The following is a 24,397-nucleotide window of genomic DNA, read 5'->3' as shown; positions in this document are numbered from 1 at the left end:
CTAAGGTTGTTTGTGATTATGCAAGCTCAGCTTTCTGATGCGTGGATGCAGCGATTCGCTGGAATCGGGCGTTTATATGGGCAACAAGCCCTTCATCTTTTTGCACGTTCACATGTGTGTGTTATTGGTGTGGGCGGCGTTGGTGTGTGGGCTGCTGAAGCATTGGCGCGTTCAGGTATTGGTGCTATCACCCTGATAGATATGGATGATATCTGCGTGACAAATACGAATCGCCAACTTCATGCATTGAAATCAACGGTGGGGCTACCTAAAGTTGATGTGATGAAAGAGCGCATTTTGGCAATCAATCCTGAGTGTACCGTGAATGTTATCGATGATTTCATTACGGTGGATAATGTGGCTGAATACCTCTCTTTGGGATTTGATTACGTTATTGATGCCATTGACAGTGTAAGACCGAAAGCGGCGCTGCTGGCATATTGTCGACGTTTTAAAATTCCTGTCGTGACGACGGGAGGCGCTGGTGGTCAAATCGATCCGACCCAAATTCAAGTCGCAGATTTAGCAAAGACAGTTCAAGATCCTTTGGCAGCAAAATTACGCGAACGTCTGAAATCAGACTTTAATGTCGTGAAAAATGGCAAAGGTAAATTGGGAATCGATTGTGTATTTTCGACGGAGCAGTTGGTCTATCCACAGAGTGATGGAACGGTGTGCGCAGCGAAAAGCACGGCAGATGGTTCAAAACGTATGGACTGCGCATCAGGATTTGGTGCGGTCACGATGGTGACGGCCAGTTTTGGCTTTATTGCGGTGTCCCATGCGTTGAAAAAGATGGTCGCAAAGGCACAAAGAGAAGCTAAACAGTAGAATTGAGGCTACGGTGTAGCCTCAACGGAATAATCATTCTGCTGGGGTCATTTCACCCGCAATGTTTTTGATTGCAGTAATCAATGCGTGGATCCCATTTTGGCGGGATTCACTCAGTTGCCCTGATAAGCCAGTCTGGCTGAAAATCTCATCGAAGTCAGTTGCTAAAATTTGCTGTGCATTTTTCTGTTCAACGCAGGCGAGCAAAATAGCAAATAACCCTTTCACTACACGTCCTTCGCTATCCCCATAAAAATGGAATGTGTCATCATCATTGAGAATAGCGCCAATCCATACACGGTTTTCACACCCATGAACTTCCTGAGTCTGCTGCTTTTCTTCTTCTGTGAGAGAGGGCAGTTTTTTCGCGAGTTGAATAAGTAAGCGATATTTATCTTCCCACGCTTTTTGTTTGGAAAACTGTTCAACGATTTCGTGAATGACAATTTCTGTGCCAAATGGATGAGAAGCCAGTTCATGTCGAGACAAAGTCATTAGATTACCTTTTAATCATTTAAAATCGAAAGTGCAAATTTCACTGAATCAATAAATTTATCAATATCTTGCCTGTTGTTATATGGCATGGCGGAGATACGTAAACACCCGCTGATATTGAGTGAATCCATCAATGGTTGAGCACAATGTTGTCCATAGCGTAATGCAATTTTTTGTTCGGTCAAGAAAAGCCCTAAATCACTATGGTGAATATTGTGGAAATTGAAAGATAAAAGTGGCGAATTTTGCGTGCGATAGCAAATCGCACCTTCGAGTTGAGAAAGCTGCTCATAGGCATAGTCTATCAAGGCGCAAGTATAGGCTTCTGCTTGCGCTAATTTTTGCGTTGAAAGCCACTTGAGCACAGCTGAAAAGGCTATTACACCTGCGATATTCGGGGTTCCAGCTTCAAATCGTTGAGGTATTGGGGCGAGGGTGAAACCTGAAAAATCAACGTGATTTAACATTTTACCGCCACCATGCCATGGACTCATATTGGCTAAATGTTCAGGTTTTCCATAGCAGATGCCTAAACCTGTTGGCCCATATAATTTGTGTGCTGAAAACGCGTAGAAATCTACATTAGTTTCCATGACGTTAAGAGGATGGTGTACAACGCCTTGAGCGCCATCAACAACGACTTTTGCACCAAATTGATGAGCAAGTGTGGTTATCGCGCTAATGTCCGGCTGGTAGCCCGTTACGTTAGACATTTGCGTTACTGCAACAATTTTACTTTTGGCGTTCAAGATCGATAGCAGCGCATTGAGATTTAAGGTTAAGTCAGGAGTCACCGACCATTTTACGATCTTTGCACCTGTTTGTTGTGCCAACATCAGCCACGGCAGTAAGTTTGAGTGATGCTCAGTCTCACTGACGATAATTTCGTCACCTGCTTGAAGTTTCTCACGGAAATAGCTCTGCGCAATCAAGTTAATAGATTCAGTGGTGCCACGTGTCCAGATAATGGATTTTTCGTCTGGCGCTTGGATATATTTTGCCGTTAATACGCGACCTTGTTCGTACAATTGAGTAATTTTTAATGCTTCGGGAGATTGCCCGCGATAGACCGAACTACCTGAAAAACGGTAGTAATCGTCAGAGGCGTTGATCATATCCAAGGGTTTTAGAGCGGTGGCGGCGCTATCAAGGAAAACAATGTCAGAGCCGATGGCTGGAAATTGCTGACGAAATTGAGGAGCGTTAAAGTTATCCATTATGCTGATTCTTTGATGTTAGCTATCCAACAGGTGAATGTGGCTATAGTTGTGGTTATGAATATGCGTTGATTATGATAATAACGGAAAACAGTGAATAAGTAGATGGAGATAAAAAATGTTATTCAGTTATCGATTATTAGAAATAATTTGTTACACTTAACAGGAAGATTTTTGCGCAAATTTTTGAATAATTGCGCGCCTGAAAAAAGTTAACGCACTAAGTCGATGAAGGTTTGCTTTTTAACCGAATGGTTAAATTTAATTTAAGATGCGTTTTATGGGCTTTTTTACTCGAAATCCGATGGGATAATGTTTTTTTTATCTTTCATAATGGATTTTATGTCGCCCAAAATAAAAAAAGCACCGCGCTTAGGCGGTGCACTATAAAAATCACTATGGACAGACAGGGTAAATGTACAGGAAGTGAAAAAAAACAGTAGCAATCGCTACAAAGCCTGGATTAACCAGACAACTTGCAAACACAACATCACAACCACAAAGCCAAAAGTTTCAAAGTAACTAAACTCTGCAACTTTTCGTTCCGGCTTAGGAAGTGCGCATACTATAGGTATTTACTGGCGTATCCTCAAGGGACAATTTATAATGCTTCGGATGAGAAAAACTAATGCGTATAACGAAGCTGAGTCGAAGAGATTATGTCTAAAAGATTACCGCCTTTAAATGCTCTGAGAGTGTTTGATGCCGCCGCTCGTCATTTAAGTTTTACTAAAGCGGCAGATGAATTATTTGTGACACAGGCAGCTGTCAGTCATCAAATAAAAAGCTTAGAAGATTTCCTCGGATTAAAACTATTTCGCCGTCGAAATCGATCACTACTGCTGACGGAAGAAGGGCAAAGTTATTACCTTGATATCAAGGAAATTTTCTCGTCTTTAAATGAAGCGACGAGAAAGCTTCAAGCCAGAAGTGCAAAAGGCGCACTAACTGTAAGCTTATCGCCAAGTTTCGCGATACAATGGCTGGTTCCTCGGCTTTCTGGATTTAACCAAGCTTTCCCAGGCATTGATGTGCGTATTCAAGCGGTTGATCGGGAAGAAGATAAGCTAGCGGATGATGTGGATGTGGCCATTTTTTATGGCCGAGGAAACTGGACAGGCTTAAGAACGGACAGACTTTACGCCGAATATTTAATGCCAGTGTGTTCACCTGCATTGATGACCGGGGGAAATCAACTGAAGAACCCGGAAGATTTAGCTAAGCATACGCTGCTTCATGACTCTTCTCGTCGTGATTGGCAAGCTTATGTTAAGCAATTAGATCTACAAAATATTGTGAATGTGCAGCAAGGGCCTATTTTTAGTCACAGTGCCATGGTGATCCAAGCAGCAGTTCATGGGCAAGGGGTGGCATTAACCAATAATGTGATGGCAAAGAATGAGATTGATGCCGGCAGATTGGTGTGTCCGTTTAGTGAAGTATTAGTCAGTAAAAATGCATTCTATCTGGTCTGCCAAGAGAGTCAGGCCGATTTAGGGAAAATAGCGGCATTTCGTCAATGGATCCTTGCACAAGCAGCCAGTGAGCAAGAAAAGCTTGGCTTTATTACCAATGACCAAGATTTGACGCATATACAATAATCAAACAGTTAAAACGAAGGTGCTATTGTGAATAGTCGTTTGATGTTAATTTTTGCAGGGATTAGTGGATTTTTTATTGTTGCATTTGGCGCCATTGGCTCTCATGCACTTTCTCCAATTATGAGCGCTCATCAAATGGCTTGGATTGAAACAGGGCTACGTTATCAAATGTTTCATACCGTTGCATTAATGGTGCTGGGTGCGGTATTACTGCGTAAAGTCATTTTGTGGTTCTATTGGGCGGGTGTGTTTTTCTCCGTAGGGATACTTCTTTTTAGCGGTAGCCTTTATTGTATGGCCTTATTGCAGGTAAAATACTTCTCTTATTTTACGCCAATAGGTGGCGTTTGCTTCCTCGTTGGCTGGCTTTTAGTTGTTATTGGCGCTATGCGTCTAAGGAAATCGGCGTCACGCAATGAGTAATAAAATTGCATTATATTGCCGCCCGGGCTTTGAAAAAGAGTGCGCAGCAGAAATTACAGATAAAGCAGGGCAACGCGAAATTTATGGTTTTGCCCGCGTTAAAGAAAATAGCGGCTATGTTATTTTCGAATGTTATCAATCTGAGGATGCGGACATCCTTGCGCGTACACTTCCATTTCGTGAATTGATTTTTGCTCGCCAAATGTTTGTGGTGGGTGATTTATTAAAAGATTTACCACCAGAAGATAGAGTCACACCGATTGTGAATGCGCTTAGCCAGCAGGTTGAGAGAGCGGGCGATCTGCGTGTTGAAGTTGCGGATACCAATGAATCAAAAGAATTGATGAAATTCTGCCGTAAATTTACGGTACCTCTGCGTAATGCATTACGCCAAGAGAAAGTCTTATTAGCGCAAGAGAACTTTAAACGCCCAGTCGTTCACGTGTTCTTTATTGCACCGGGGTGCTGCTATACTGGTTATTCTTATTCGAATAATAGCTCGAATTTCTATATGGGTATTCCGCGCTTGAAGTTCCCATCGGATGCACCAAGCCGTTCGACGTTAAAGCTGGAAGAGGCTTTCCATGTGTTTATTCCTTATGAAGAGTGGGATGAGCGTTTAGCGAGTGGCATGAAAGCAGTGGATTTAGGCGCATGTCCGGGAGGATGGACTTACCAGCTCGTCAAACGCAGCATGATGGTGGAAGCGGTAGATAATGGTCCAATGGCAGAAAGCTTGATGGACACAGGGCAAGTTCGACATCACCGTGAAGATGGTTTTAAATTTAAGCCAACCTCTCAAAATATCACGTGGCTCGTATGTGATATGGTGGAAAAACCTGCCAAAGTGGCCGCATTAATGACTCAGTGGCTGCAAGAAGGCTGGTGCCGCGAGACCATTTTTAACTTGAAGCTGCCGATGAAAAAGCGTTATGAAGAAGTCGCGCATATTCTGGAAAAAATGAAAGTTCAGCTGAAAGAGAATGGTATCAACGTTCTGATCCACGCGAAACATTTGTATCATGACCGTGAAGAAGTCACCGTGCATGTACAACGTGTTTGGTCTGCAAACCCAATGGCACGTGAATATTATTAAGTCAAAGTTGGCTTGAATAGTAAAAAGGTCACTGTGAAGTGACCTTTTTTGTGCCTGCTATTTAGCTTGATAGCGTAACTGATTCAGATTACCTTTCAAGGCAATGTCTGTTTTTAATGTGGCAATATCGCGACAGATAAGCGCCATTTCTTGTTGGTTAATCAGTTTTTTCTGCCATTTCTCTTCAAGAGCATCAAAGTTGGCGTACAGATTTTCAATCGTGTGGAATCGCTGAAGTAGCTCCGTGGCACTTTTTGCGCCAATACCTGCCACTCCAGGAACTTTACTGCTGCTGATCCCCGCTAAACCCCAGTAATCAGGTAGTTGTTCAGGCTTGACTCCAAATTCATTCTCGATGAAAGGTACGTCCAACCAACGTTTTTGAAAATAGTCACGGATACGCAGGTTTGGAGAAAGTAGCTGGCAGTAACCTTTATCGGTAGAGACGATGGTGACGGTATGCCCAGAATCGGCAATACGTTTGGCAAGAGTTGCGGCTAAATCATCAGCTTCATCACCTTCAGATTGCCAGCAATGAATACCATTTTCTTCAAACTGAGCAACGAGCTGAGGTAACTCAGCTTGCAAGTTTTCAGGCATAGGCTGACGCCCGGCTTTATAGTCAGGCAGTTTCTCATGACGCCAACTATGGTGGCGACCTTCTTCATCAAATACTGCCACGATATGGGTGGCGTTAGTGTGGTTAATCAACTGAGAAATAGCGGACAAACAGGTCTCTCCACATGGGCTACCCTGAACCGCGTGGATACGTCGAATTAAGTTTAAAGCATCAATAATTAATAAATGGATCATAAGCCGTTTGGTGGTTAAACGCGCCATCCTTGGCGCGTAGGTGATTATTTCACAATTTCATAGCAAGGTTCGTAAGCGGTGCCACCCGGCAACTTCATACGATGCTGTTTCACGAAACCTTGGAGTAAAATATCCATGCGTTTCATGATGTCGCTATCCCCATGAATTTTGAAAGGACCATGTTTTTCAATCGCTTTCATGCCGACTTCTTTGACGTTACCGGCGACAATTCCAGAGAAAGCACGGCGTAAATCTGAAGCCAGTTTTTCTGGGGATTGGCCCGGATGCAGATTCAGTGACGCCATATTTTCATGGGTTGGTTCAAACGGATGCTGTAGGTCAGGGGCGATTTTAATTGACCAGTTGAAGCTGTACGCATCACCCGTATTACGACGGCACTCTTTCACTGCAGACATACCTTTTTTCATCACGCGTGCCACTTCTTGCGGGTTGTCGATAATGATTTGGTAATGTTTGCTCGCTTCATCTCCCAGAGTATGGCGAATAAAATCATCCAAAACAGAGAAGTATTCAGCGCTCTCTTTCGGTCCAGTCAGGACTAATGGCAGCACTTGCTCGGTATTTTCAGGATCCATCATAATACCCAGCAGATACAGCAGCTCTTCTGCAGTTCCCACACCACCAGGGAAAATAATGATCCCGTGGGCTAAACGGACAAATGCCTCAAGACGTTTTTCAATGTCTGGCATGATGATCAGTTCATTCACTAATGGGTTAGGTGGTTCAGCCGCGATGATGGATGGCTCAGTTAACCCGATAAAACGACTATCTTTATAGCGCTGTTGAGCGTGACCTACCGCGGCACCTTTCATTGGTGCCTCCATGGCTCCCGGTCCACAACCCGTACAGATGTTCAGTTCGCGCAAGCCTAGTTCATTACCGACTTTACGGCCATACAGGTATTCATTTTCATTAATGGAGTGACCACCCCAGCACACAATCATATTCGGCTCTTCACCAATATGTAGCGCACGAGCGTTACGTAAGATGGAAAAGATCATATTAGTGAGGTGAGTGCTGTTTTCTAAATCGAGATGTAACTGCTGTTTGGCGTTGCTGATTTGAGCGTGAACAAACAGAATGTCGCGCAGTACGGCAAACAAGTTTGCTTGCAATGAGCGAATAATTTTACCGTCAACGAACGCTTTTTCTGGCGGGTTGATAAGCTCTAATTTGATACCACGCTCACGGCGTAAAATGTTGATATCAAAACCTGCACTTTTTTCTAAAAGCTCTTTACTGCTGTCAGTTAGGCTTCCTGAATGTAATACCGCTAAGGAGCAGTTTCGATATAGCTGATACAAATGGCTGCTCGCCGTACGTTTCAGCATATCGACTTCAAGCTGAGACAATAGATCCATAGATCCTAATGGACTGATATGAGTAATCAAGTAACACTCCTTTGCCCAATTGGGCTCTTGACGCGTGAATTACATTGAAAATGATTTAAATAGCATTCTCTTAAATTACACTGATTTTCAATTTAGTAGGTACTTATTGCCGTGCCAAACGACCCGTGTCAGGCTCGAATTGTTCATTACTGCGCCATGGGTTGATATCAAGCCCACCTCGGCGAGTATAGCGTGCATACACCGATAATTTTTCTGGTTTGCACAGTATTGTTATGTCGTTGAAGATGCGCTCCACACACTGTTCGTGGAATTCATTATGATGACGAAATGAGACGAGGTAACGTAATAACGCTTCACGGCCAATTTTCGGACCACGATAATGAATTTGTACTGAGCCCCAATCAGGTTGGTTGGTTATCAAACAATTTGATTTCAACAGGTGGCTGACGAGGGTTTCTTCGACGACCTCTGGTTGGGTGCAATCGACCAAATAGTCGCGATTAAATTCATAGTTATCGATGTCAATCTCTTGCTCATCAATACAGACACCTTGGAATGGGTGAATGGCTTGCTGAGTGAAGTCATCAAGTTTATAAAGTGTAACCTTAACCTCGCCATTAGCACAGCGGCTTAGGTCATTTTGCAAAATGCTTCGCACATTTTCCCACGTTTCGAAGCGAGTCTGATTGAAACTATTGAGATAAAGCTTGAAGCTTTTTGACTCCACCAGATTTTCACTTGTCGCATCTACACTGACAGAGCCTATCGCCACTTGAGGAACGCCACGGGCATTTAGCCAAGAGAGTTCATACAGTGTCCAAATATCGGCACCGTGGAATGGCAGTGTATCAGCATGAATATCCAAAGGATCACGATTAAGGCTACGCGGCACCGCTTGCAATAAAGTGGCATCATACTGGTCATGATAAGCCGTCTTTTTCCCGAGGGTTAAATTATCGAGAGCGGGGTTATTTTGATAGTGAGACATTGTGATCCTTATCTTTTCGGTGTGTCAGTGCTGAACATTGGCAAACTGAGTGCGTTTTATTCGCTGGTTAACTTCTGTCATAATACCACTTATCCGTAATATTGAGTCTGCCAATTTAAATTGGTTTCAATAATGTCATTTCTCACAATTGAAAAACGATGAATACAATAATCTCTGATTTAATTAAAAATTTTACCAGCCAGTATGTGGCTAAGTGGCAAGAAGCAACGGGGCTTCCGCCGGTGTCTGCTGAGCTGTATGGGGTACCTTCTCCTTGCATCGTTCGTACTGGTGATGATGTGGTTTATTGGGAGCCTCAACCGTTTCCATTAAAAGAGAAAAGCTTAAATAATGTGGCTAATGCGCTAGATCTCCAATTACAGGACGATATTCACGCTTTTTATACCACTCAGTTAGCTGGAGACATGAATGCGACATTTGGTGACTTGTCATTGAATTTGGTGCAAGTGTGGAGCGAGGAGGACTTTATTCGCTTACAGGAAAACTTGATTGGGCATTTGGTGACTCAAAAGCGCTTAAAGTTAGCACCAACGCTGTTTATTGCTACGTTAGACTCTGAATTAGAGATGATTTCTATGTGTAATTTAACCGGAGAAATTATTGTAGAAACGTTTGGAAGCAAGCAACGACAAGTTATTGCAGAAAATCTTGCGAGCTTTATTCAACAACTGAAGCCCGTTATATCATCTCAGGGGTAAGAGATGTATAGCATGGTGTTGTAGGTTATTGCCTACAATTTGGTTAAGCCATGTCTTAATAATTTTTCATTTTACTGAAATGAGAACTATTTAACTTTTAATTTCATGGCGTTACTATCCATTTTAAGTTTTTTACTATTTTTTGAATAACCAGAATGTAGAACACTAGGTTGTTTGGTTAATGGATTTAATACATTCTTATCGGGCTGGACAGGGTAGTTGTTTAGCTTTTTTACATATAAAAAACAAGGAAATGGATAACCTAGCAGAACAGTTGGTCTGCTAAATTTTTATCTAACAGGATGTTAGGCGGCAGGAAGTCGCATTGCAGGATGCAAGTCAATTGAGAGATAAGTAGCCAGTTAGTTTTAACTGGCTACTTTTTTTATTTCTGAGCTGAGTTTGAGTATTGGGTAAGGGACTCAATAATGCTTTGGGACATAGCTTCTCTCAGTGCTTCGCGCTTACGAAATTCAGAACGTCTCTGGCTTTTTACTGATTCGATATCACGCATCGGCTCTTGAAGCGGTAATTGATACCAACCTTCAGCATTTAAAACGCCGCCACATTCCTCCCAAAAGGTATCGTAGCTAGATTTTAAATGCTGGCTTTTGATATGACTGTTATTTGAAATTCCGAGAATAGATTTGATTTGGAAATAAGCAGCTACTGCATAAATAGCAGACATCAAAAGGTTTTTAGGCCTCATTGCATGCATCTGCTTTGTGATGGATTTCACTTGCTCTACACTCTGCTCTGTCGATGGCCCTTGTAGAGAGCAGACATACAGCTGGCCTTGTTCACCAAATGAGAAACTCATCAAATAGATTTCATCACCCGTTTCATTGAGTAAATGGATGGAGAGATCCCCTTCACGTGGATATTGAGAATAAATCATTTTTAATTGGGCAAAATCACCAGATTTTAGCTCAATATTCGCGACCGTTAAGCCATCTCGTTTATCTGAAAACATGGCGTTAATAGCTTCAGGCGTAAAGGTTTTTTCAATTAAATCTAACGTGTAGCTTGCAGTGGATAATTTCTGTTTACCGCTCCATGCTTTATGCAGATATTTGTTGATTGGTCGCTCAATAAATTGAGGTACACCATCGATAGTCGCTGATAGCTGGGCGCTTTGGTATGTATCGCACATCGATTGATATTGCTGATATTGTTGTGAAGGCAACTTAGCAATGCGGATCTTTCTTTTTAGCTGTACGTATTTGTTAGTGAAAGATTTCCATGTCTTGTTTTGTTGACGCCACTGCTTTAATAGTCCCATAGATAAACCATCTTTATGTTAATAATGAAAAAAGCAAACTGTGTAGAAAAACATTTGATAATAAATGCTGAACATACAACGAATGATAAACAAATATTCATTATTTTAATAAATGTTAAGAATGGAGAATTGAAAGTCAATTTTTAGGCTCATGATTGTTTTTTGCTTGTCTCATCCCCATGTTTGCGGCAGAGCTATATTTGCGACAGACTATATTTGCGACAGACTATGTTTATGACAGAACCATGTTTGCGACAAAACGGTGTCCAAAAATACGGTATATTTTGAATTATTATAGTTGAATAGGTTTTAGTATGAATATTGAGCAACGCATCCTTGAGAAACTCGGTCATCTTGAAATAGAGATGAGAGCTAAATCCTTATGGGAAGAAGTACCACCAAGTCCAGACGCGTTTGAAAGTGTAGAGCCTTTCGCCATCGATACGATGGAGGCTGCGCAATGGTTACAGTGGATTTTAATTCCTCGGTTGACTGCGATGATTGATCAAGGTGCCATGTTGCCGAGCAATTTTGCTATCGCACCATATTTTGAAGAGATCTACAAAGACGATGAAGAAGGGCGCTTTATTGCATTCCTCGATCATTTGCGTGAGTTAGATAGCTACTTTCAATTCACCGTGATGGGTGAATAACGGATGCTGGATATTATCTACCAAGATGAGTATGTAGTTGCTGTTAATAAACCAGCAGGCATGTTGGTGCACCGCAGTTGGCTCGACAGCAAAGAAACGGTGTTTGTGATGCAAACACTGCGTGACCAAATTGGGCAGCATGTTTTTCCAATCCATCGTCTTGATAGACCGACATCGGGTGTGTTGTTGTTTGCATTATCCAGTGAGGTAGCAAGGTCACTCGCCGAGCAGTTCGAGCAGCATACCATGGAAAAAGTGTACCATGCGATTGTGCGAGGCTACGTTACACAAGGGGATAGATTGGATTATCCGTTGCTCGAGGAACTCGACAAAATTGCGGATAAACATGCCACTAAAGAGCCACGGTTACAAGAGTGTGTCACCCATTACAAACCTTTAGCGACAGTTGAGTGTCCAGTAGCGATTGGGCGCTATGATACTGCGCGTTTTAGCCTTGTTGAGCTTAAGCCTGAAACTGGACGTAAACACCAATTAAGACGCCACATGTCCCATTTACGTCATCCAATTATAGGGGATAGTAAACATGGGGACTTACGACAAAACCGCGGTGTGAGTGAGCATTTTTCAGTTTCTCGCTTGATGCTGCATGCTAGTCAGCTAATATTTATTCACCCTATAACAGAAGAAAAAATATCGTTAGTCGCGCCATGGGATGCACAATGGCTATCATTAGTTGAGCAATTTGGATGGGGTGATACTGTCTCGAAGCTCGACATTAATGTGATTGATTATCCTGTTTGACAGGTTTTTATAAGGAGGGCGTAATGTCCAAAATCGGAATTTTTGTCGGGACGGTGTATGGCAACGCATTAGCGGTTGCTGAGGTGGCGCAAGAGATCTTTGAACAGCAAGGCCATGAAGTCGCAGTGTTTGAAGAGCCAACGCTAGCGGATTGGCAAATTTACAATGCGGGAGAGGGCATTGCTCTAGTGATCACCTCCACCACCGGACAAGGCGACATTCCCGATACTATTGCGCCGCTTTTTTACGAAATTAAAGATGTTGTCGGCTATCAGCCTGAATTGAAATATGGCGTGATTGCTTTAGGTGATAGCAGCTATGAGAACTTCTGCGGGGCTGGTAAACAGTTTGATGAGCTATTAGCTGAGCAATCTGGCAGCCGTATTGGCGATGTGCTGTTTATTGATGCGACTGAAGTGGAAGAGCCTGAAGAGTTTGCCAAAGCGTGGTTACAATCTTGGGCGGATTTGCTGTAAATAGTGAGCCTTATGCATCTGCACTGTAAACATGTCGGCTTACAGTGCAGTGAGGAAGTAGACTATTTACGAGTGAGTTTCTCGAGATCCGCTTCAATTTCTGCGATTTTATTGGACACAACGTGTTCTAAATGACGTAGGTCATCCAAAATTTTGTGTTTTAAATCAATATCAGTTTGGTCGTTTTGACAAATTTGATCCAGTTCTTCAATTACATAACGTAAGTTAGTATTGATTTCGTTAATTTCTTTGAAGTTGTTGCTGCCATCAGTTGCTGCAACGGTTTTACGCTGGCGTGGGTACTTAAACTTCACGCTTTTAGCGAAAAACTCGCCTTTATCTTTGCGAAAGTAAATTTTTAAAATATCGTTATTAGCTTCTTGGCGCAGGGAATAGCGGTCAATATCTTGCGGATTGCTGATGCCTAAACTTTTCAAATTGTCGTACATGTTAGCTCGCTTAATCGTAAGGGACTGTGTCGATGACTTTTAGGGTTATAAATAAGGGCTATAAACAAAGCGGTCTCTTTTTATAACCATTTACTGAGCCCTAATTGCTTATAAAATGATTAGTTACAAAATAACCATCTAATAATAGCAGCTAATTGACCAAGGGCAGTAAATTCTCGGTCATATTATGCGCGATTAATCCAGTTTGACCAACCTCTGTTTGTAATAGAATCTACTTTATTATTTACGTTATCTATCTATAACCCAGAGGCTTCTGCTGACTTAACGAGAGATTTATGCTTGAAGTGCGGGATTTTCCATTGCTAATCAATGAATCAGTGGAACAATAGCTTGATGGGACACTCGGCTACCCGATTCGCAGATGGACATGCGTTTCGGGGTAGCTTCGCGTTTTACACCTTATGCCCCTTAAAATGTAGGGGAAGGTGAGAGTTTAGAGTTTGATGAGTAATTGATTCGGTAACTTACGAGTAAGTCACTGATCCATATTTACTCATCAATACTTCTTAGTAACTCATTGATACCGACTTTACCGCGGGTTTTTTCATCGACTTTTTTCACGATCACGGCGCAGTACAGGCTGTAGCTACCATCTTTGGACGGTAAGTTACCAGAAACGACAACGGAGCCAGCAGGTACGCGACCATAGAAAATTTCACCCGTTTCACGGTCATAAATCTTGGTGCTTTGACCCAGATAAACGCCCATAGAAATCACGGAGCCTTCTTCAACAATTACGCCTTCAACGACTTCAGAACGTGCGCCGATAAAACAGTTATCTTCGATAATTGTTGGGTTTGCTTGTAATGGCTCCAGAACACCGCCGATGCCAACGCCACCCGATAAGTGAACATTCTTACCAATTTGAGCACAAGAACCAACCGTTGCCCATGTATCAACCATGGTTCCTTCATCAACATACGCACCGATGTTAACGTAAGATGGCATCAACACGCTGTTTTTAGCGATGTAAGCTCCTTGGCGTACGGCTGCTGGTGGAACAACACGGAAGCCTTCACGTTCAAAGCGAGCTTTGTCGTAATCCGCAAATTTCATCGGAACTTTGTCAAAATAGCGGCTTTCAGCGCCTTCGATGACTTGGTTATCATGAATACGGAAAGATAATAAAACGGCTTTTTTCAGCCACTGGTGAGTGACCCAAACACCCGCAATTTTTTCTGCAACACGCAGTTTACCGCTATCTAATAAAGCGATGGTTTCCATCACGGCTTGTTTAACCGCTGGGGTAACGGTATTTGGAGTAATGGATGCGCGATCTTCGAATGCTTGCTCAATAATTGTTTGTAATTGTTGCATTAATGCTGTTTCTCCTACAATGGTTCTCAGTCAGGTAACATGCCATCAATGAGACTGGCACTATATTTTATCCTTCGATTTAAGGGCTTCTGTCAACCTTTCTGATAACTCTTGTTGCATATTTTTATCCAATGCTTTGTGTTCTTTATCTGCCAATACAAAAAAGTCTTCGACTTTTTCACCAATGGTTGTGATGCGGGCGCCGTATAAAGAAATTTCCATCTGAGCGAAAATGTGGCCTACTTTGGCGAGCAAGCCGGGTTGATCAAGGGCGAATAACTCCATGTAGGTACGGCGGTCATTATTGGAGTGTAGAAAATTCACTTTGGTTGGCACGCTGAAATGGCGTAGCTTCGCAGGGAGTGTTCGCGGTTTTGGTAACGGAATTTCAGGTTGCTGAACTGCCAGTAATAGCGCCTTGCGGATATGTTCATATCTATCTTTCGAAAGTGGCGAGCCGTTAGGTTCGAGCACCACGAAAGTATCCATCGCCATATTATCTTTATTGGTAAAAATTTGAGCGCTATGAATGCTTAGATTGCGTCTATCCAGCTCACTGGCAACGGCTGCAAATAAATGCGCTTTGTCGTGGCACCAGATAAAAATCTCTGTTCCGCCATGTTTCGGCTGAGTACTGATTAACACCAAAGGCTGTGTTAAATCGTGCTTGAGCAAATGGTTGGCGTGCCAAGCCAGTTGAATCGGCGTGTGGCGCAGGAAATAATCTGCATGACAGCGTGACCACAGAGTGTTGAGCTGCTCTTCATCGACATGAGATTGGCGCAGTAGCGATAGCGCTTGGTAGCGATGGTGACGAATCCGCTCGCGAAGGTCAGGAGTGCTTTGCATGCCTTGGTTGAGTTGATGCTCGGTTGAAAGATAGAGCTCGCGGATCAAGCTTTGCTTCCAGCTATTCCATAATGTGCTGTTGGTGGCACAAATATCGGCAACTGTTAAGCACATTAGGTAATTTAAGCGTGCTGTCGATTTTACTTCCCCTGCAAACTGTTTAATCACATCAGGGTCTTGAATATCTCGGCGTTGGGCTGTCACGGACATCAATAGATGGTTTTTCACCAGCCATGAGACAAGCTCGGCATCTTTGGTTGTAAAATCGTGTTGAAGGGCGAATTCATAGACAAATTCAGCCCCCAAATCGGAGTGATCCCCAGAGCGCCCTTTAGCAATATCATGAAACATCGCTGCTAAGCGCAACAGTTCCGGCTGCAAAATCTTAGGGTAAACACTGATGCATAGCGGGTGCTCGCGGCGATTCTCTTCCTGCGTAAAACTGTCGATTTTCTGTAAGACGCGAATAGTGTGCTCATCCACCGTATAGGCGTGGAACAGGTCGAATTGCATTTGCCCGACAATGTTGCTCCAAAATGGTGTATAGGCGCTGAGAACACTGTGTAAGTGCATCGGCACAAAGGCTCCCTTTATCGCTCTTGGGTGGCGCAATATTTTGATAAACATGCGGCGAGCTTCAGGGATTTCGCATAATGGGACTTTCAGATCGCGCCGTGCAAAGCGTAATTGGCGTAATGTGGTGGAGTAGATCCCTTCAATATTGGGGTTGCGAGCCATTTGATAGAACATTTTCAAAATAGCTTCTGGCTGTTTAATAAACAGCATTTCGTCAATTACATCGATTAAGTTGCCACGTAGTTGAAAGTATTCATCAATAGGACGCGGTTTTTCATTGGGATTCAAGGCCAAAATAGCTTCATCAAACAGTTGCAGCAGCATTTGATTCAATTCCCTGACGCGGCGAGTGACGCGATAGAAATCTTTCATCATGCGCTCGACAGGTTGGTTCCGCTCGCCGGTGTAACCTAATGATTGTGCAACACTAAATTGACGATCAAACAGTAGTCGGTTGTCATAGCGCTTGACCACTAAATGCAAGGCAAAGCGGATTTTCCATAAAAACGATAAACACTCTTTGAGCTCTTGACGTTCTTCTTCGGTGAGGAAACCAAAGCCGACCATTTCATCGACGGTTGTCGCACCAAAATGACGGCGGCCTACCCACAGTAAGGTATGAATATCCCGCAATCCGCCGGGGCTGCTTTTAATATCTGGCTCTAAGTTGTAGCTGGTACTGTGATAACGCTGATGGCGTTCCTGCTGTTCGGCTAATTTTGCGGCAAAAAATGTGGCGGAAGGCCAAAAATCATCACTAAAAATGGTTTTCTGTAAGCTTAAGAATAGGGTGATATCACCACAGATTAGGCGCGATTCAATCAGATTAGTCGCTGTGGTTAAGTCTTGTTTTCCAGCGTCAATGCACTCTTCCAATGAGCGAACACTGTGCCCGATATCAAAACGCAAATCCCACAGCAAGGTAATGAACTGACCGACTTTAGCCGCAATCTCTTCAGGAAGCGGTTGCTGGCTGAGAATTAAAATGTCGATATCTGATAGCGGGTGTAGCTCATGACGACCATAGCCTCCGACGGCAATCAACGACATCCCTGAACATTGGTCAAAATGGTAGTTCTGCCAAAGCTTGGTGAGCAGGGCATCAAGGTAGTCACTGCGGGCGCGGAGTAAATCCACAACATTTTTTCCTTGGTGAAATGCAGATTCTAGCCAAGCATCAAATTGGTCAACGTGTTGCCGAAGCGCTGAGAGCTCAAGATCGGAAGGTTGGAATTGAGTGGGGGATAAATAGCTGTTTGAAGGTGCCGTCATCATCATCTGTCCGTGTTGAGAGCCATACAGAAATTATGATCAGCTTACGTTTTTTTAGGGGGGATGAACAGAAAAACTAAGCTCCCCCTAGGAGGAGCTTGAAATACGATTACTCGTTGATCAGAACCGCTGAAATAAATGGCTCTTCTTCTTTACGTAGAGTTAAAATTTCACAGCCGTTGTCAGTCACCGCTAAAGTGTGCTCGTACTGTGCAGACCAACCACGGTCTTTAGTTTTGACTGTCCAGCCATCTTTCATGGTACGGATACGGAAATCACCGGTATTCACCATTGGTTCGATAGTGAAAGTCATGCCTTTTTGCAGCACAACGCCGCTGTCATCTGCATCATAATGCAGAACTTGTGGCTCTTCGTGGAAGCCTTCACCGATACCGTGACCGCAATATTCACGAACAACGGACAGGTCTTGTTTCTCAACAAACTCTTGAATGGCTTTACCGATGGTGCGTAAACGGATACCTGGTTTCACCATACGGATTGCCAGATACAGACTCTCCTGAGTCACTTGGCACAGGCGCTCACCTTGGATAGTCGGTTTACCGACGATGAACATTTTAGAGGTATCGCCGTGGAAACCATTTTTGATGACAGTGACGTCGATGTTAACCACATCACCATCTTTCAGAATTTTATCGTCGCTTGGAATACCGTGGCAGATAACATCATTCACAGAAATACAAACAGACTTAGGGAAACCATGGTAGTCAAGGCAGGCTGGGATCGCTTGTTGTTGCTCAACAATGTGTTTGTGGCAAAGGCGATCCAATTCACCTGTACTGACTCCCGGCACAACATGCGGTGCGATCATTTCTAACACTTCAGCTGCTAGGCGACCAGCAACACGCATTTTCTGAATATCTTCTTCAGTTTTGATAATAATAGCCATGAGTTCAGTCCATATATGTCAGCAGGGATTTGCGACATGTTAAAAAAAGGGTTTGGGAATGGGCAATTGTTGCGACATTTTTACCGTTGATGCCGAGTATGGTAACAGTCACCGCATTTTCTGCCAACTAGTAGGCGATATGTTTAGATGCCCACAATCCGATTATACAAGCCGATTAAAAACAGATAATGGAGCACAGGGTAAGCCAAGCCTCAGGCGTGGTTTGTTCAAATTGAGCTTTTTAGAGCACAAATTGTCAAAATCACCAGTCGATTTTTGATGATGAGTTTTTCATCTTGGCCATTTTTCGCTATCGTTTTGTTGTTGCTCTATATTTGCTCAGTGGTTCTTTTGTGACGGGCAAAATTCGTTGAGATTTGAATAATGCGCTTGGTTTTTATCAGCGAAAAAAACAACAATTATTGGATTGTAACTGCATTTTATGATATAAAGCGCGCCGGCAATCCATATTTTTCTCTTTATCTCATTTTTTAATCTAATTTGGATTAGTGAGTGAATCTTAAAGGCATCGATTGGATGTGCGTAAACTAAAACTCAATTGTGTAATAACACACACGAATCGGCACGTGCGCCGGGGTGCTCTTATGCGTTTAGACGCAGCTATAGAGTCGGTAGCATGGGATTCGTGGAGGCATAACCCCAATTACTTATATACAGAGGTATAAAATGGCAACTGTTTCCATGCGCGATATGTTACAAGCGGGCGTTCACTTTGGTCACCAGACTCGTTACTGGAACCCTAAAATGAAACCTTTCATTTTCGGCGCTCGTAACAAAGTTCATATCATCAACTTGGAAAAGACTGTTCCAATGTTCAACGAAGCTCTGGCTGAGTTGACTAAAATTGCTTCTCGTAAAGGCAAGATTCTGTTTGTTGGTACTAAACGTGCTGCAAGCGAAGCCGTTCAAGAAGCTGCTGGAAGCTGTGATCAATATTTCGTAAACCACCGTTGGTTAGGTGGGATGCTGACTAACTGGAAAACTGTTCGTCAGTCAATCAAACGTCTGAAAGATCTGGAAGTTCAGTCACAAGACGGTACTTTCGACAAACTGACCAAGAAAGAAGCGCTGATGCGTACTCGTGAACTTGGTAAGTTAGAAAACAGCTTAGGCGGTATCAAAGATATGGGCGGTTTACCAGACGCTCTGTTCGTTATCGATGCAGACCACGAACACATTGCTATCAAAGAAGCTAACAACCTGGGTATCCCAGTATTCGCTATCGTTGATACTAACTCTGATCCAGACGGTATCGACTTCGTTATCCCTGGTAACGACGATGCAATCCGTGCAATCAAACTGTATCTGGGCGCTGTTGCAAACACCGTTCGTGAAGGTCGTTCACAAGATCTGGCTGTTCAAGCAGAAGAAAGCTTAGTAGAAGCTGAATAATAAGGCAAAAGCCCTTATTAACCAGGTATTGCTATATATTGGTTAGAAGGGGCCTACTTAGGCCCCTTTTGTCTCTGTGAATCAGAATTATCCTTGTGGGAAAGTCCCGTGAGGCATATCGAGGAATAAATCACATGTCTGGAATTACCGCTGCATTGGTAAAAGAACTGCGCGAACGTACTGGCGCAGGTATGATGGAATGTAAAAAAGCATTAGTTGAAGCTAACGGCGACATCGAATTAGCAATCGACAACATGCGTAAATCAGGTCAAGCGAAAGCAGCTAAAAAAGCAGGCCGTGTTGCTGCTGAAGGCGTTATCCTGACTGAAGTTTTCAACGACGGTAAAACTGGTGCGCTGATCGAACTGAACTGCGAAACTGACTTCGTTGCTAAAGATGCTGGTTTCTTAGCATTCGGTAAAGAAGTTTTAGCTTCAGTTGTTGCTGATAAAAACGCTGACATCGACGCTCTGAAAGCAAAATTCGAAGAAGCTCGTACTGCTTTAGTTGCGAAAATTGGTGAAAACATCAATATCCGTCGCGTTGCTATTCTGGAAGGCGCACAAGTAGGTAGCTACCTGCACGGCGCTCGTATCGGTGTTCTGGTTGCTGGCGAAGGCGCAGATGAAGAACTGCTGAAACACATCGCTATGCACATTGCTGCAAGCAAGCCAGAATATGTAACTCCAGAAAACGTTCCAGCTGACGTTGTTGCTCACGAGCACCAAATTCAGTTAGACATCGCTATGCAATCTGGTAAACCACGCGAAATCGCTGAAAAAATGGTTATCGGTCGCATGAACAAATTCACTGGCGAAATCTCTCTGACTGGCCAGCCTTTCGTAATGGATCCAAGCAAATCTGTTGGTGACTTACTGAAAGAAAAAGGTGCTAACGTAACTAACTTCATCCGCTTTGAAGTTGGTGAAGGTATCGAGAAAGTTGAAACTGACTTCGCAGCAGAAGTTGCTGCAATGAGCAAGTAATCAACGAAAAGGGCCGCCGATTGGCGGCCTTTCTTTAATACACTACATATTTCAAGCTGCATGCATTCGCCTCTTTTGGTGTAGCGACTCAACGTCCTGTAACTTGAACTATTTTTGTGTAGCATTCTGTATCAAATACATTTTTCGGCATATAGAGCGAGGCTCTATATGTATGACTCCAATAATGACCTGTTAGGACACAACTCATGGCAACCAATGCAAAACCCGTTTATCAGCGTATTCTGCTTAAACTAAGTGGCGAGGCTCTACAAGGTGCAGAAGGTTTTGGTATCGATGCTAGCGTTTTAGATCGTATGGCTCAGGAAATCAAAGAACTTATAGAACTGGGTATACAGGTCGGTGTGGTTATTGGTGGTGGTAACTTGTTCCGTGGTGCCGGTCTGGCACAAGCTGGCATGAACCGCGTTGTTGGTGACCATATGGGGATGCTGGCAACCGTGATGAATGGTCTGGCAATGCGTGATGCGCTGCACCGTGCATACGTTAACGCAAGACTAATGTCTGCTATTCCACTTAATGGTGTGTGTGACAACTATAGCTGGGCTGAAGCTATCAGCTTACTGCGTCACGGCCGTGTGGTTATTTTCTCTGCGGGAACAGGAAATCCATTCTTCACAACGGACTCAGCAGCTTGCTTACGCGGTATTGAAATTGAAGCGGATGTTGTACTGAAAGCCACAAAAGTTGATGGCGTTTACTCGTCAGATCCTGCCAAAGATCCTGATGCTGTTCTGTATGAAAACCTGAATTATCAAGAAGTTCTTGAGCGTGAATTGAAAGTTATGGATTTAGCTGCATTTACGCTAGCACGCGATCACAACCTGCCAATTCGTGTTTTCAACATGAATAAGCCAGGCGCATTACGCCGTGTTGTGATGGGTGAAAACGAAGGAACTCTGATTTCTCACAATTAATACTCAGAGACATGACCTGAGTTTGAATGTATTATCTAACATAAATTCAGACAATTTAAGCGAGGCTGCTTTGCGGCCTTTAATAACAAGTTCTTAAGGGTTGATAACGTGATTAACGAAATCCAAAAAGATGCTCAAGACCGTATGGAAAAGAGCCTTGAAGCACTAAAAAGTCAAATCAGCAAAGTTCGTACTGGCCGCGCTTCACCAAGCCTGTTAGACGGTATTTCTGTTGAATATTACGGTTCAGCAACGCCTCTGCGTCAATTAGCTAACGTGACTGTTGAAGATTCACGTACATTAGCAATTTCTGTTTTTGACCGTAGCATGTCACCTGCAATTGAAAAAGCGATCATGGCGTCTGACTTAGGTCTGAACCCATCTTCAGCAGGTACTGTTATTCGCGTTCCACTTCCTCCATTAACGGAAGAGCGTCGTAAAGACTTAATCAAAGTGGTTCGTGGTGATGCTGAGCAAGGTCGTATCGCGATTCGTAACGTTCGCCGTGACGCTAACGATAAAGTTAAAGCTTTACTGAAAGACAAAGAAATCAGTGAAGATGACGAGCGCCGTTCACAGGATGACATCCAAAAACTGACTGATAACTTCATCAAAAAAGTGGATGAAGCTTTAGCTCAGAAAGAAGCGGAGCTGATGGAGTTTTAATCCATCTTGATAATAAAGCCATCTGAACACATTTTTTAAAAGTGTGCTTTAGTATGGCTTTATTATTTATCATTTCTATTAAACAATCCTTTCTCATCGCTAAGCTGATATAATCTCAGTATTGAATTAATACAGAGTATCTGATCACTATGAAACGTCTTACTATCCTGGGTTCTACAGGTTCAATCGGTACAAGTACACTTTCTGTTGTTCGTCAAAATCCTGATCAATTCCAAATTCTTGCATTAGTCGCAGGTAAAAATGTGACTGAGATGGCAAGCCAATGCCTTGAATTTAATCCTAAGTATGTCTCAATGGCTGACGAAAGCGCAGCGAAAGCGTTACGCACTATTCTGACGGAAAATAACTGCAAAACAGAGGTTTTATCCGGTACAGAATCTGCAATTGAACTTGCTGGATTGGATGAAGCGGATCAAGTGATGTCTGCCATTACTGGCGTGGCGGGGCTACTCCCAACGTTGTCTGCAATCCGCAAAGGGAAAAGAATATTATTAGCGAATAAAGAGTCTCTGATTACCAGCGGCCGTTTATTCTTTAATGCGATTCGAGAGCACCAAGCGACAGTTTTTCCGATTGATAGCGAGCATAACGCGATTTTTCAAAGCCTACCTGAAGAAATTCAATTGAATTTAGGCTTTGCCGACCTGACGGCTTCTGGGATTTCCAGCATCGTATTAACTGGGTCTGGTGGGCCATTTAGAGATACGCCGTTATCATATTTTGATCAGGTGACACCTGATGAAGCATGTAATCATCCTAATTGGTCAATGGGGCGTAAAATCTCGGTAGACTCCGCGACTATGATGAATAAAGGTCTGGAATATATTGAGGCCTGCTATTTCTTTAATGCTAACGAAAAACAGATGGAAGTGATTATTCACCCTCAATCTGTGATCCATTCAATGGTTCGCTACCGTGATGGGAGTGTTATCGCCCAGTTAGGAACACCGGATATGCGCACGCCAATATCGTACAGTATGGCTTATCCTCAGCGCATTATGTCGGGCGCTAAGCCATTGGATTTCACTACGTTATCTTCACTGACTTTTGTGGAGCCTGATTACCAACGTTATCCTTGTCTGAAACTGGCTATTGATGCATGTCACCAAGGGCAAGCGGCGACTACCGTATTAAATGGCGCGAATGAAATTACTGTCGGTGCTTTCTTAGAAGAGAAAATTCGCTTTACAGATATTGCAAAAATCAATCACAAGATTATGGATAAATTAGATTTTTCGGAACCCACGTCCATTGACGAGGTCTTAGAAATCGATGCTTGTGCTCGTCGTGAAGCAGCTCAGCTAATTGCTCAAGAATTTTAATCTTGATATGTGATTTATTTAGTTGCTGATAACTATAATATATCTTTAATATGTGGCGTGTTGAGAATAGAAAGCTTATCAACAATAAGCATATTAAGGATGTGTCTTATCAGCAATTATAATCATAAGAGTTATGATTGAGTCAGATTTCCCAAGTAGTACAGACAAGGATTAACATTTAATGAACTCTAGTGGTGAAAATCTCTCTGATTCTATGATGCCTAAGCATGTTGCCATCATTATGGATGGTAATGGGCGATGGGCAAAACAGAGAGGAAAATTCAGAATTACTGGTCATCGAGCAGGTGTTGAATCTGTACGTAGTTCTGTGCGTTTTGCAGTAAAGAATAATATTCGTTCCCTGACACTTTACGCATTCAGCAGTGAAAATTGGAAAAGACCAGAAAAAGAAGTCAGTTCGTTGATGGATCTGTTTGTTTTTGCATTAGATAATGAAGTCAAAAACCTGCATAAAAATAATGTAAAACTGAAAATTATTGGTGATGTTAGTCGCTTTAGTGAAACCTTAAGAAAAAGAATTGATAAAGCGGAAGCATTAACCGCAGGTAACACAGGTTTACAACTGAATATTGCCGCTAACTACGGTGGACGCTGGGATATTGTTAATAGCGTTAAACAAGTTTATGAAAAAGTGAGTCGTGGTGAGTTATCTATTGATGACGTAACTGAAAGTACGATTAGCGACCATGTTTGTATGCATGACCAAGAGTGTGTCGATTTGGTGATCCGTACAGGTGGAGAACATCGCATTAGTAATTTCTTGTTATGGCAGGTTGCTTATGCGGAATTTTATTTCACCAACGTTTTATGGCCAGATTTTGATGAAATGGTGTTTCAGGATGCAGTCGATGCTTTTAGCAAGCGAGAACGGCGCTATGGTGGAGCAGAATCAGATGACGAACTCGTCAAATAA

24 protein-coding genes are annotated in these 24,397 nt (G+C 42.9%); 14 read left to right on the top strand and 10 right to left on the bottom strand.

Annotated features, from left to right (window positions below):
- The first annotated feature begins 18 nt into the window (after positions 1 to 18).
- Positions 19 to 831 (top strand): tRNA cyclic N6-threonylcarbamoyladenosine(37) synthase TcdA, encoded by an 813-nt coding sequence (gene tcdA / locus H0913_RS14910; protein ID WP_154603358.1) that lies wholly within the window; start codon positions 19 to 21, stop codon positions 829 to 831.
- A gap of 33 nt (positions 832 to 864) precedes the next feature.
- On the opposite strand, the gene csdE is transcribed toward tcdA, so the two are convergent.
- Positions 865 to 1,326 carry a cysteine desulfurase sulfur acceptor subunit CsdE gene (gene csdE / locus H0913_RS14905; RefSeq protein WP_154603357.1) on the bottom strand — a complete coding sequence of 154 codons (462 nt, stop codon included), beginning with the start codon at positions 1,324 to 1,326 and terminating at the stop codon, positions 865 to 867.
- 11 nt (positions 1,327 to 1,337) lie between these two features.
- Complete coding sequence (gene csdA / locus H0913_RS14900; RefSeq protein ID WP_181477519.1) at positions 1,338 to 2,543, bottom strand: cysteine desulfurase CsdA; 1,206 nt, start codon at positions 2,541 to 2,543, stop codon at positions 1,338 to 1,340.
- Positions 2,544 to 3,202: 659 nt separating this feature from the next.
- Here csdA and H0913_RS14895 point away from each other — a divergent pair.
- Genes H0913_RS14895 through rlmM form a run of 3 tightly spaced genes read left to right on the top strand, consistent with a single transcriptional unit; the run spans position 3,203 to position 5,663 of the window.
- Positions 3,203 to 4,144 carry a transcriptional regulator GcvA gene (locus H0913_RS14895; protein WP_154603355.1) on the top strand — a complete coding sequence of 314 codons (942 nt, stop codon included), beginning with the start codon at positions 3,203 to 3,205 and terminating at the stop codon, positions 4,142 to 4,144.
- 27 nt (positions 4,145 to 4,171) lie between these two features.
- Complete coding sequence (locus tag H0913_RS14890) at positions 4,172 to 4,567, top strand: DUF423 domain-containing protein (RefSeq protein WP_036956331.1); 396 nt, start codon at positions 4,172 to 4,174, stop codon at positions 4,565 to 4,567.
- Positions 4,560 to 5,663 carry a 23S rRNA (cytidine(2498)-2'-O)-methyltransferase RlmM gene (gene rlmM / locus H0913_RS14885; RefSeq protein WP_181477518.1) on the top strand — a complete coding sequence of 368 codons (1,104 nt, stop codon included), beginning with the start codon at positions 4,560 to 4,562 and terminating at the stop codon, positions 5,661 to 5,663. The genes H0913_RS14890 and rlmM overlap by 8 nt, the downstream gene beginning before the upstream one ends.
- Positions 5,664 to 5,720: 57 nt before the next feature.
- Here the strand turns inward: rlmM and xni are convergent, their stop codons facing one another.
- The 3 genes from xni to queF form a co-directional block, all read right to left on the bottom strand.
- Positions 5,721 to 6,476: a flap endonuclease Xni gene (xni, locus tag H0913_RS14880; RefSeq protein ID WP_154603532.1), complete on the bottom strand. Its 756-nt coding sequence runs from the start codon at positions 6,474 to 6,476 to the stop codon at positions 5,721 to 5,723.
- A 44-nt stretch (positions 6,477 to 6,520) separates the two neighbouring features.
- Complete coding sequence (gene ppnN, locus H0913_RS14875) at positions 6,521 to 7,888, bottom strand: nucleotide 5'-monophosphate nucleosidase PpnN (protein WP_154638747.1); 1,368 nt, start codon at positions 7,886 to 7,888, stop codon at positions 6,521 to 6,523.
- A 103-nt stretch (positions 7,889 to 7,991) separates the two neighbouring features.
- Positions 7,992 to 8,837, bottom strand: a complete 846-nt coding sequence (gene queF / locus H0913_RS14870; RefSeq protein WP_181477517.1) for an NADPH-dependent 7-cyano-7-deazaguanine reductase QueF — start codon at positions 8,835 to 8,837, stop codon at positions 7,992 to 7,994.
- Positions 8,838 to 8,995: 158 nt separating this feature from the next.
- Between queF and syd the strand changes: the two genes are divergently transcribed.
- The gene (syd, locus tag H0913_RS14865) at positions 8,996 to 9,556 is read left to right on the top strand and encodes a SecY-interacting protein (RefSeq protein WP_181477516.1); all 561 of its coding nucleotides are present in this window, start codon (positions 8,996 to 8,998) and stop codon (positions 9,554 to 9,556) included.
- Positions 9,557 to 9,941: 385 nt separating this feature from the next.
- Here syd and H0913_RS14860 read toward each other — a convergent pair whose 3' ends face one another.
- A complete protein-coding gene (locus H0913_RS14860) occupies positions 9,942 to 10,838 on the bottom strand; it encodes a VirK/YbjX family protein (RefSeq protein ID WP_154603350.1) in 897 nt (298 codons plus the stop codon).
- 314 nt (positions 10,839 to 11,152) lie between these two features.
- Here H0913_RS14860 and H0913_RS14855 point away from each other — a divergent pair, with 314 nt between their 5' ends.
- The 3 genes from H0913_RS14855 to H0913_RS14845 are packed head-to-tail and all read left to right on the top strand — an operon-like array spanning position 11,153 to position 12,729.
- The gene (locus H0913_RS14855) at positions 11,153 to 11,491 is read left to right on the top strand and encodes a YqcC family protein (protein WP_154603349.1); all 339 of its coding nucleotides are present in this window, start codon (positions 11,153 to 11,155) and stop codon (positions 11,489 to 11,491) included.
- Between the two features lie 3 nt (positions 11,492 to 11,494).
- Complete coding sequence (gene truC / locus H0913_RS14850; protein WP_181477515.1) at positions 11,495 to 12,253, top strand: tRNA pseudouridine(65) synthase TruC; 759 nt, start codon at positions 11,495 to 11,497, stop codon at positions 12,251 to 12,253.
- A gap of 23 nt (positions 12,254 to 12,276) precedes the next feature.
- Positions 12,277 to 12,729, top strand: coding sequence for a flavodoxin (locus H0913_RS14845; RefSeq protein ID WP_154603347.1), 453 nt, complete (start codon positions 12,277 to 12,279; stop codon positions 12,727 to 12,729).
- A gap of 62 nt (positions 12,730 to 12,791) precedes the next feature.
- On the opposite strand, the gene H0913_RS14840 is transcribed toward H0913_RS14845, so the two are convergent.
- The 4 genes from H0913_RS14840 to map all read right to left on the bottom strand — a co-directional run bounded on the left by H0913_RS14840 (position 12,792) and on the right by map (position 18,120).
- Positions 12,792 to 13,178 carry a DUF3461 family protein gene (locus tag H0913_RS14840; RefSeq protein WP_154603346.1) on the bottom strand — a complete coding sequence of 129 codons (387 nt, stop codon included), beginning with the start codon at positions 13,176 to 13,178 and terminating at the stop codon, positions 12,792 to 12,794.
- A gap of 510 nt (positions 13,179 to 13,688) precedes the next feature.
- Positions 13,689 to 14,516 carry a 2,3,4,5-tetrahydropyridine-2,6-dicarboxylate N-succinyltransferase gene (dapD, locus tag H0913_RS14835; protein ID WP_132496506.1) on the bottom strand — a complete coding sequence of 276 codons (828 nt, stop codon included), beginning with the start codon at positions 14,514 to 14,516 and terminating at the stop codon, positions 13,689 to 13,691.
- Positions 14,517 to 14,576: 60 nt separating this feature from the next.
- A complete protein-coding gene (glnD, locus tag H0913_RS14830) occupies positions 14,577 to 17,216 on the bottom strand; it encodes a bifunctional uridylyltransferase/uridylyl-removing protein GlnD (RefSeq protein WP_181477514.1) in 2,640 nt (879 codons plus the stop codon).
- A gap of 106 nt (positions 17,217 to 17,322) precedes the next feature.
- Positions 17,323 to 18,120, bottom strand: coding sequence for a type I methionyl aminopeptidase (map, locus tag H0913_RS14825; protein ID WP_036956350.1), 798 nt, complete (start codon positions 18,118 to 18,120; stop codon positions 17,323 to 17,325).
- A 687-nt stretch (positions 18,121 to 18,807) separates the two neighbouring features.
- On the opposite strand from map, the gene rpsB reads away from it, so the two are divergent.
- The 6 genes from rpsB to uppS all read left to right on the top strand — a co-directional run bounded on the left by rpsB (position 18,808) and on the right by uppS (position 24,397).
- Positions 18,808 to 19,533: a 30S ribosomal protein S2 gene (gene rpsB / locus H0913_RS14820; protein ID WP_036956352.1), complete on the top strand. Its 726-nt coding sequence runs from the start codon at positions 18,808 to 18,810 to the stop codon at positions 19,531 to 19,533.
- A gap of 134 nt (positions 19,534 to 19,667) precedes the next feature.
- Positions 19,668 to 20,519, top strand: a complete 852-nt coding sequence (gene tsf / locus H0913_RS14815; protein ID WP_036956353.1) for a translation elongation factor Ts — start codon at positions 19,668 to 19,670, stop codon at positions 20,517 to 20,519.
- Positions 20,520 to 20,725: 206 nt separating this feature from the next.
- Positions 20,726 to 21,454, top strand: a complete 729-nt coding sequence (gene pyrH / locus H0913_RS14810) for a UMP kinase (RefSeq protein ID WP_006814045.1) — start codon at positions 20,726 to 20,728, stop codon at positions 21,452 to 21,454.
- A 108-nt stretch (positions 21,455 to 21,562) separates the two neighbouring features.
- Entirely contained in the window at positions 21,563 to 22,120 is a 558-nt protein-coding gene (frr, locus tag H0913_RS14805; protein ID WP_036956356.1) for a ribosome recycling factor, read from the top strand.
- A 149-nt stretch (positions 22,121 to 22,269) separates the two neighbouring features.
- Entirely contained in the window at positions 22,270 to 23,463 is a 1,194-nt protein-coding gene (gene ispC, locus H0913_RS14800; RefSeq protein ID WP_154603344.1) for a 1-deoxy-D-xylulose-5-phosphate reductoisomerase, read from the top strand.
- Positions 23,464 to 23,644: 181 nt separating this feature from the next.
- Positions 23,645 to 24,397 carry a polyprenyl diphosphate synthase gene (gene uppS, locus H0913_RS14795; RefSeq protein WP_036956360.1) on the top strand — a complete coding sequence of 251 codons (753 nt, stop codon included), beginning with the start codon at positions 23,645 to 23,647 and terminating at the stop codon, positions 24,395 to 24,397.

Origin of the sequence: Providencia rettgeri (assembly GCF_013702265.1) — a bacterium.
Taxonomy (GTDB): Bacteria; Pseudomonadota; Gammaproteobacteria; order Enterobacterales; family Enterobacteriaceae; genus Providencia; species Providencia zhijiangensis.
Note: the sequence above shows the minus strand (reverse complement) of the source record. Positions and strands in the feature narration are given on the sequence as shown.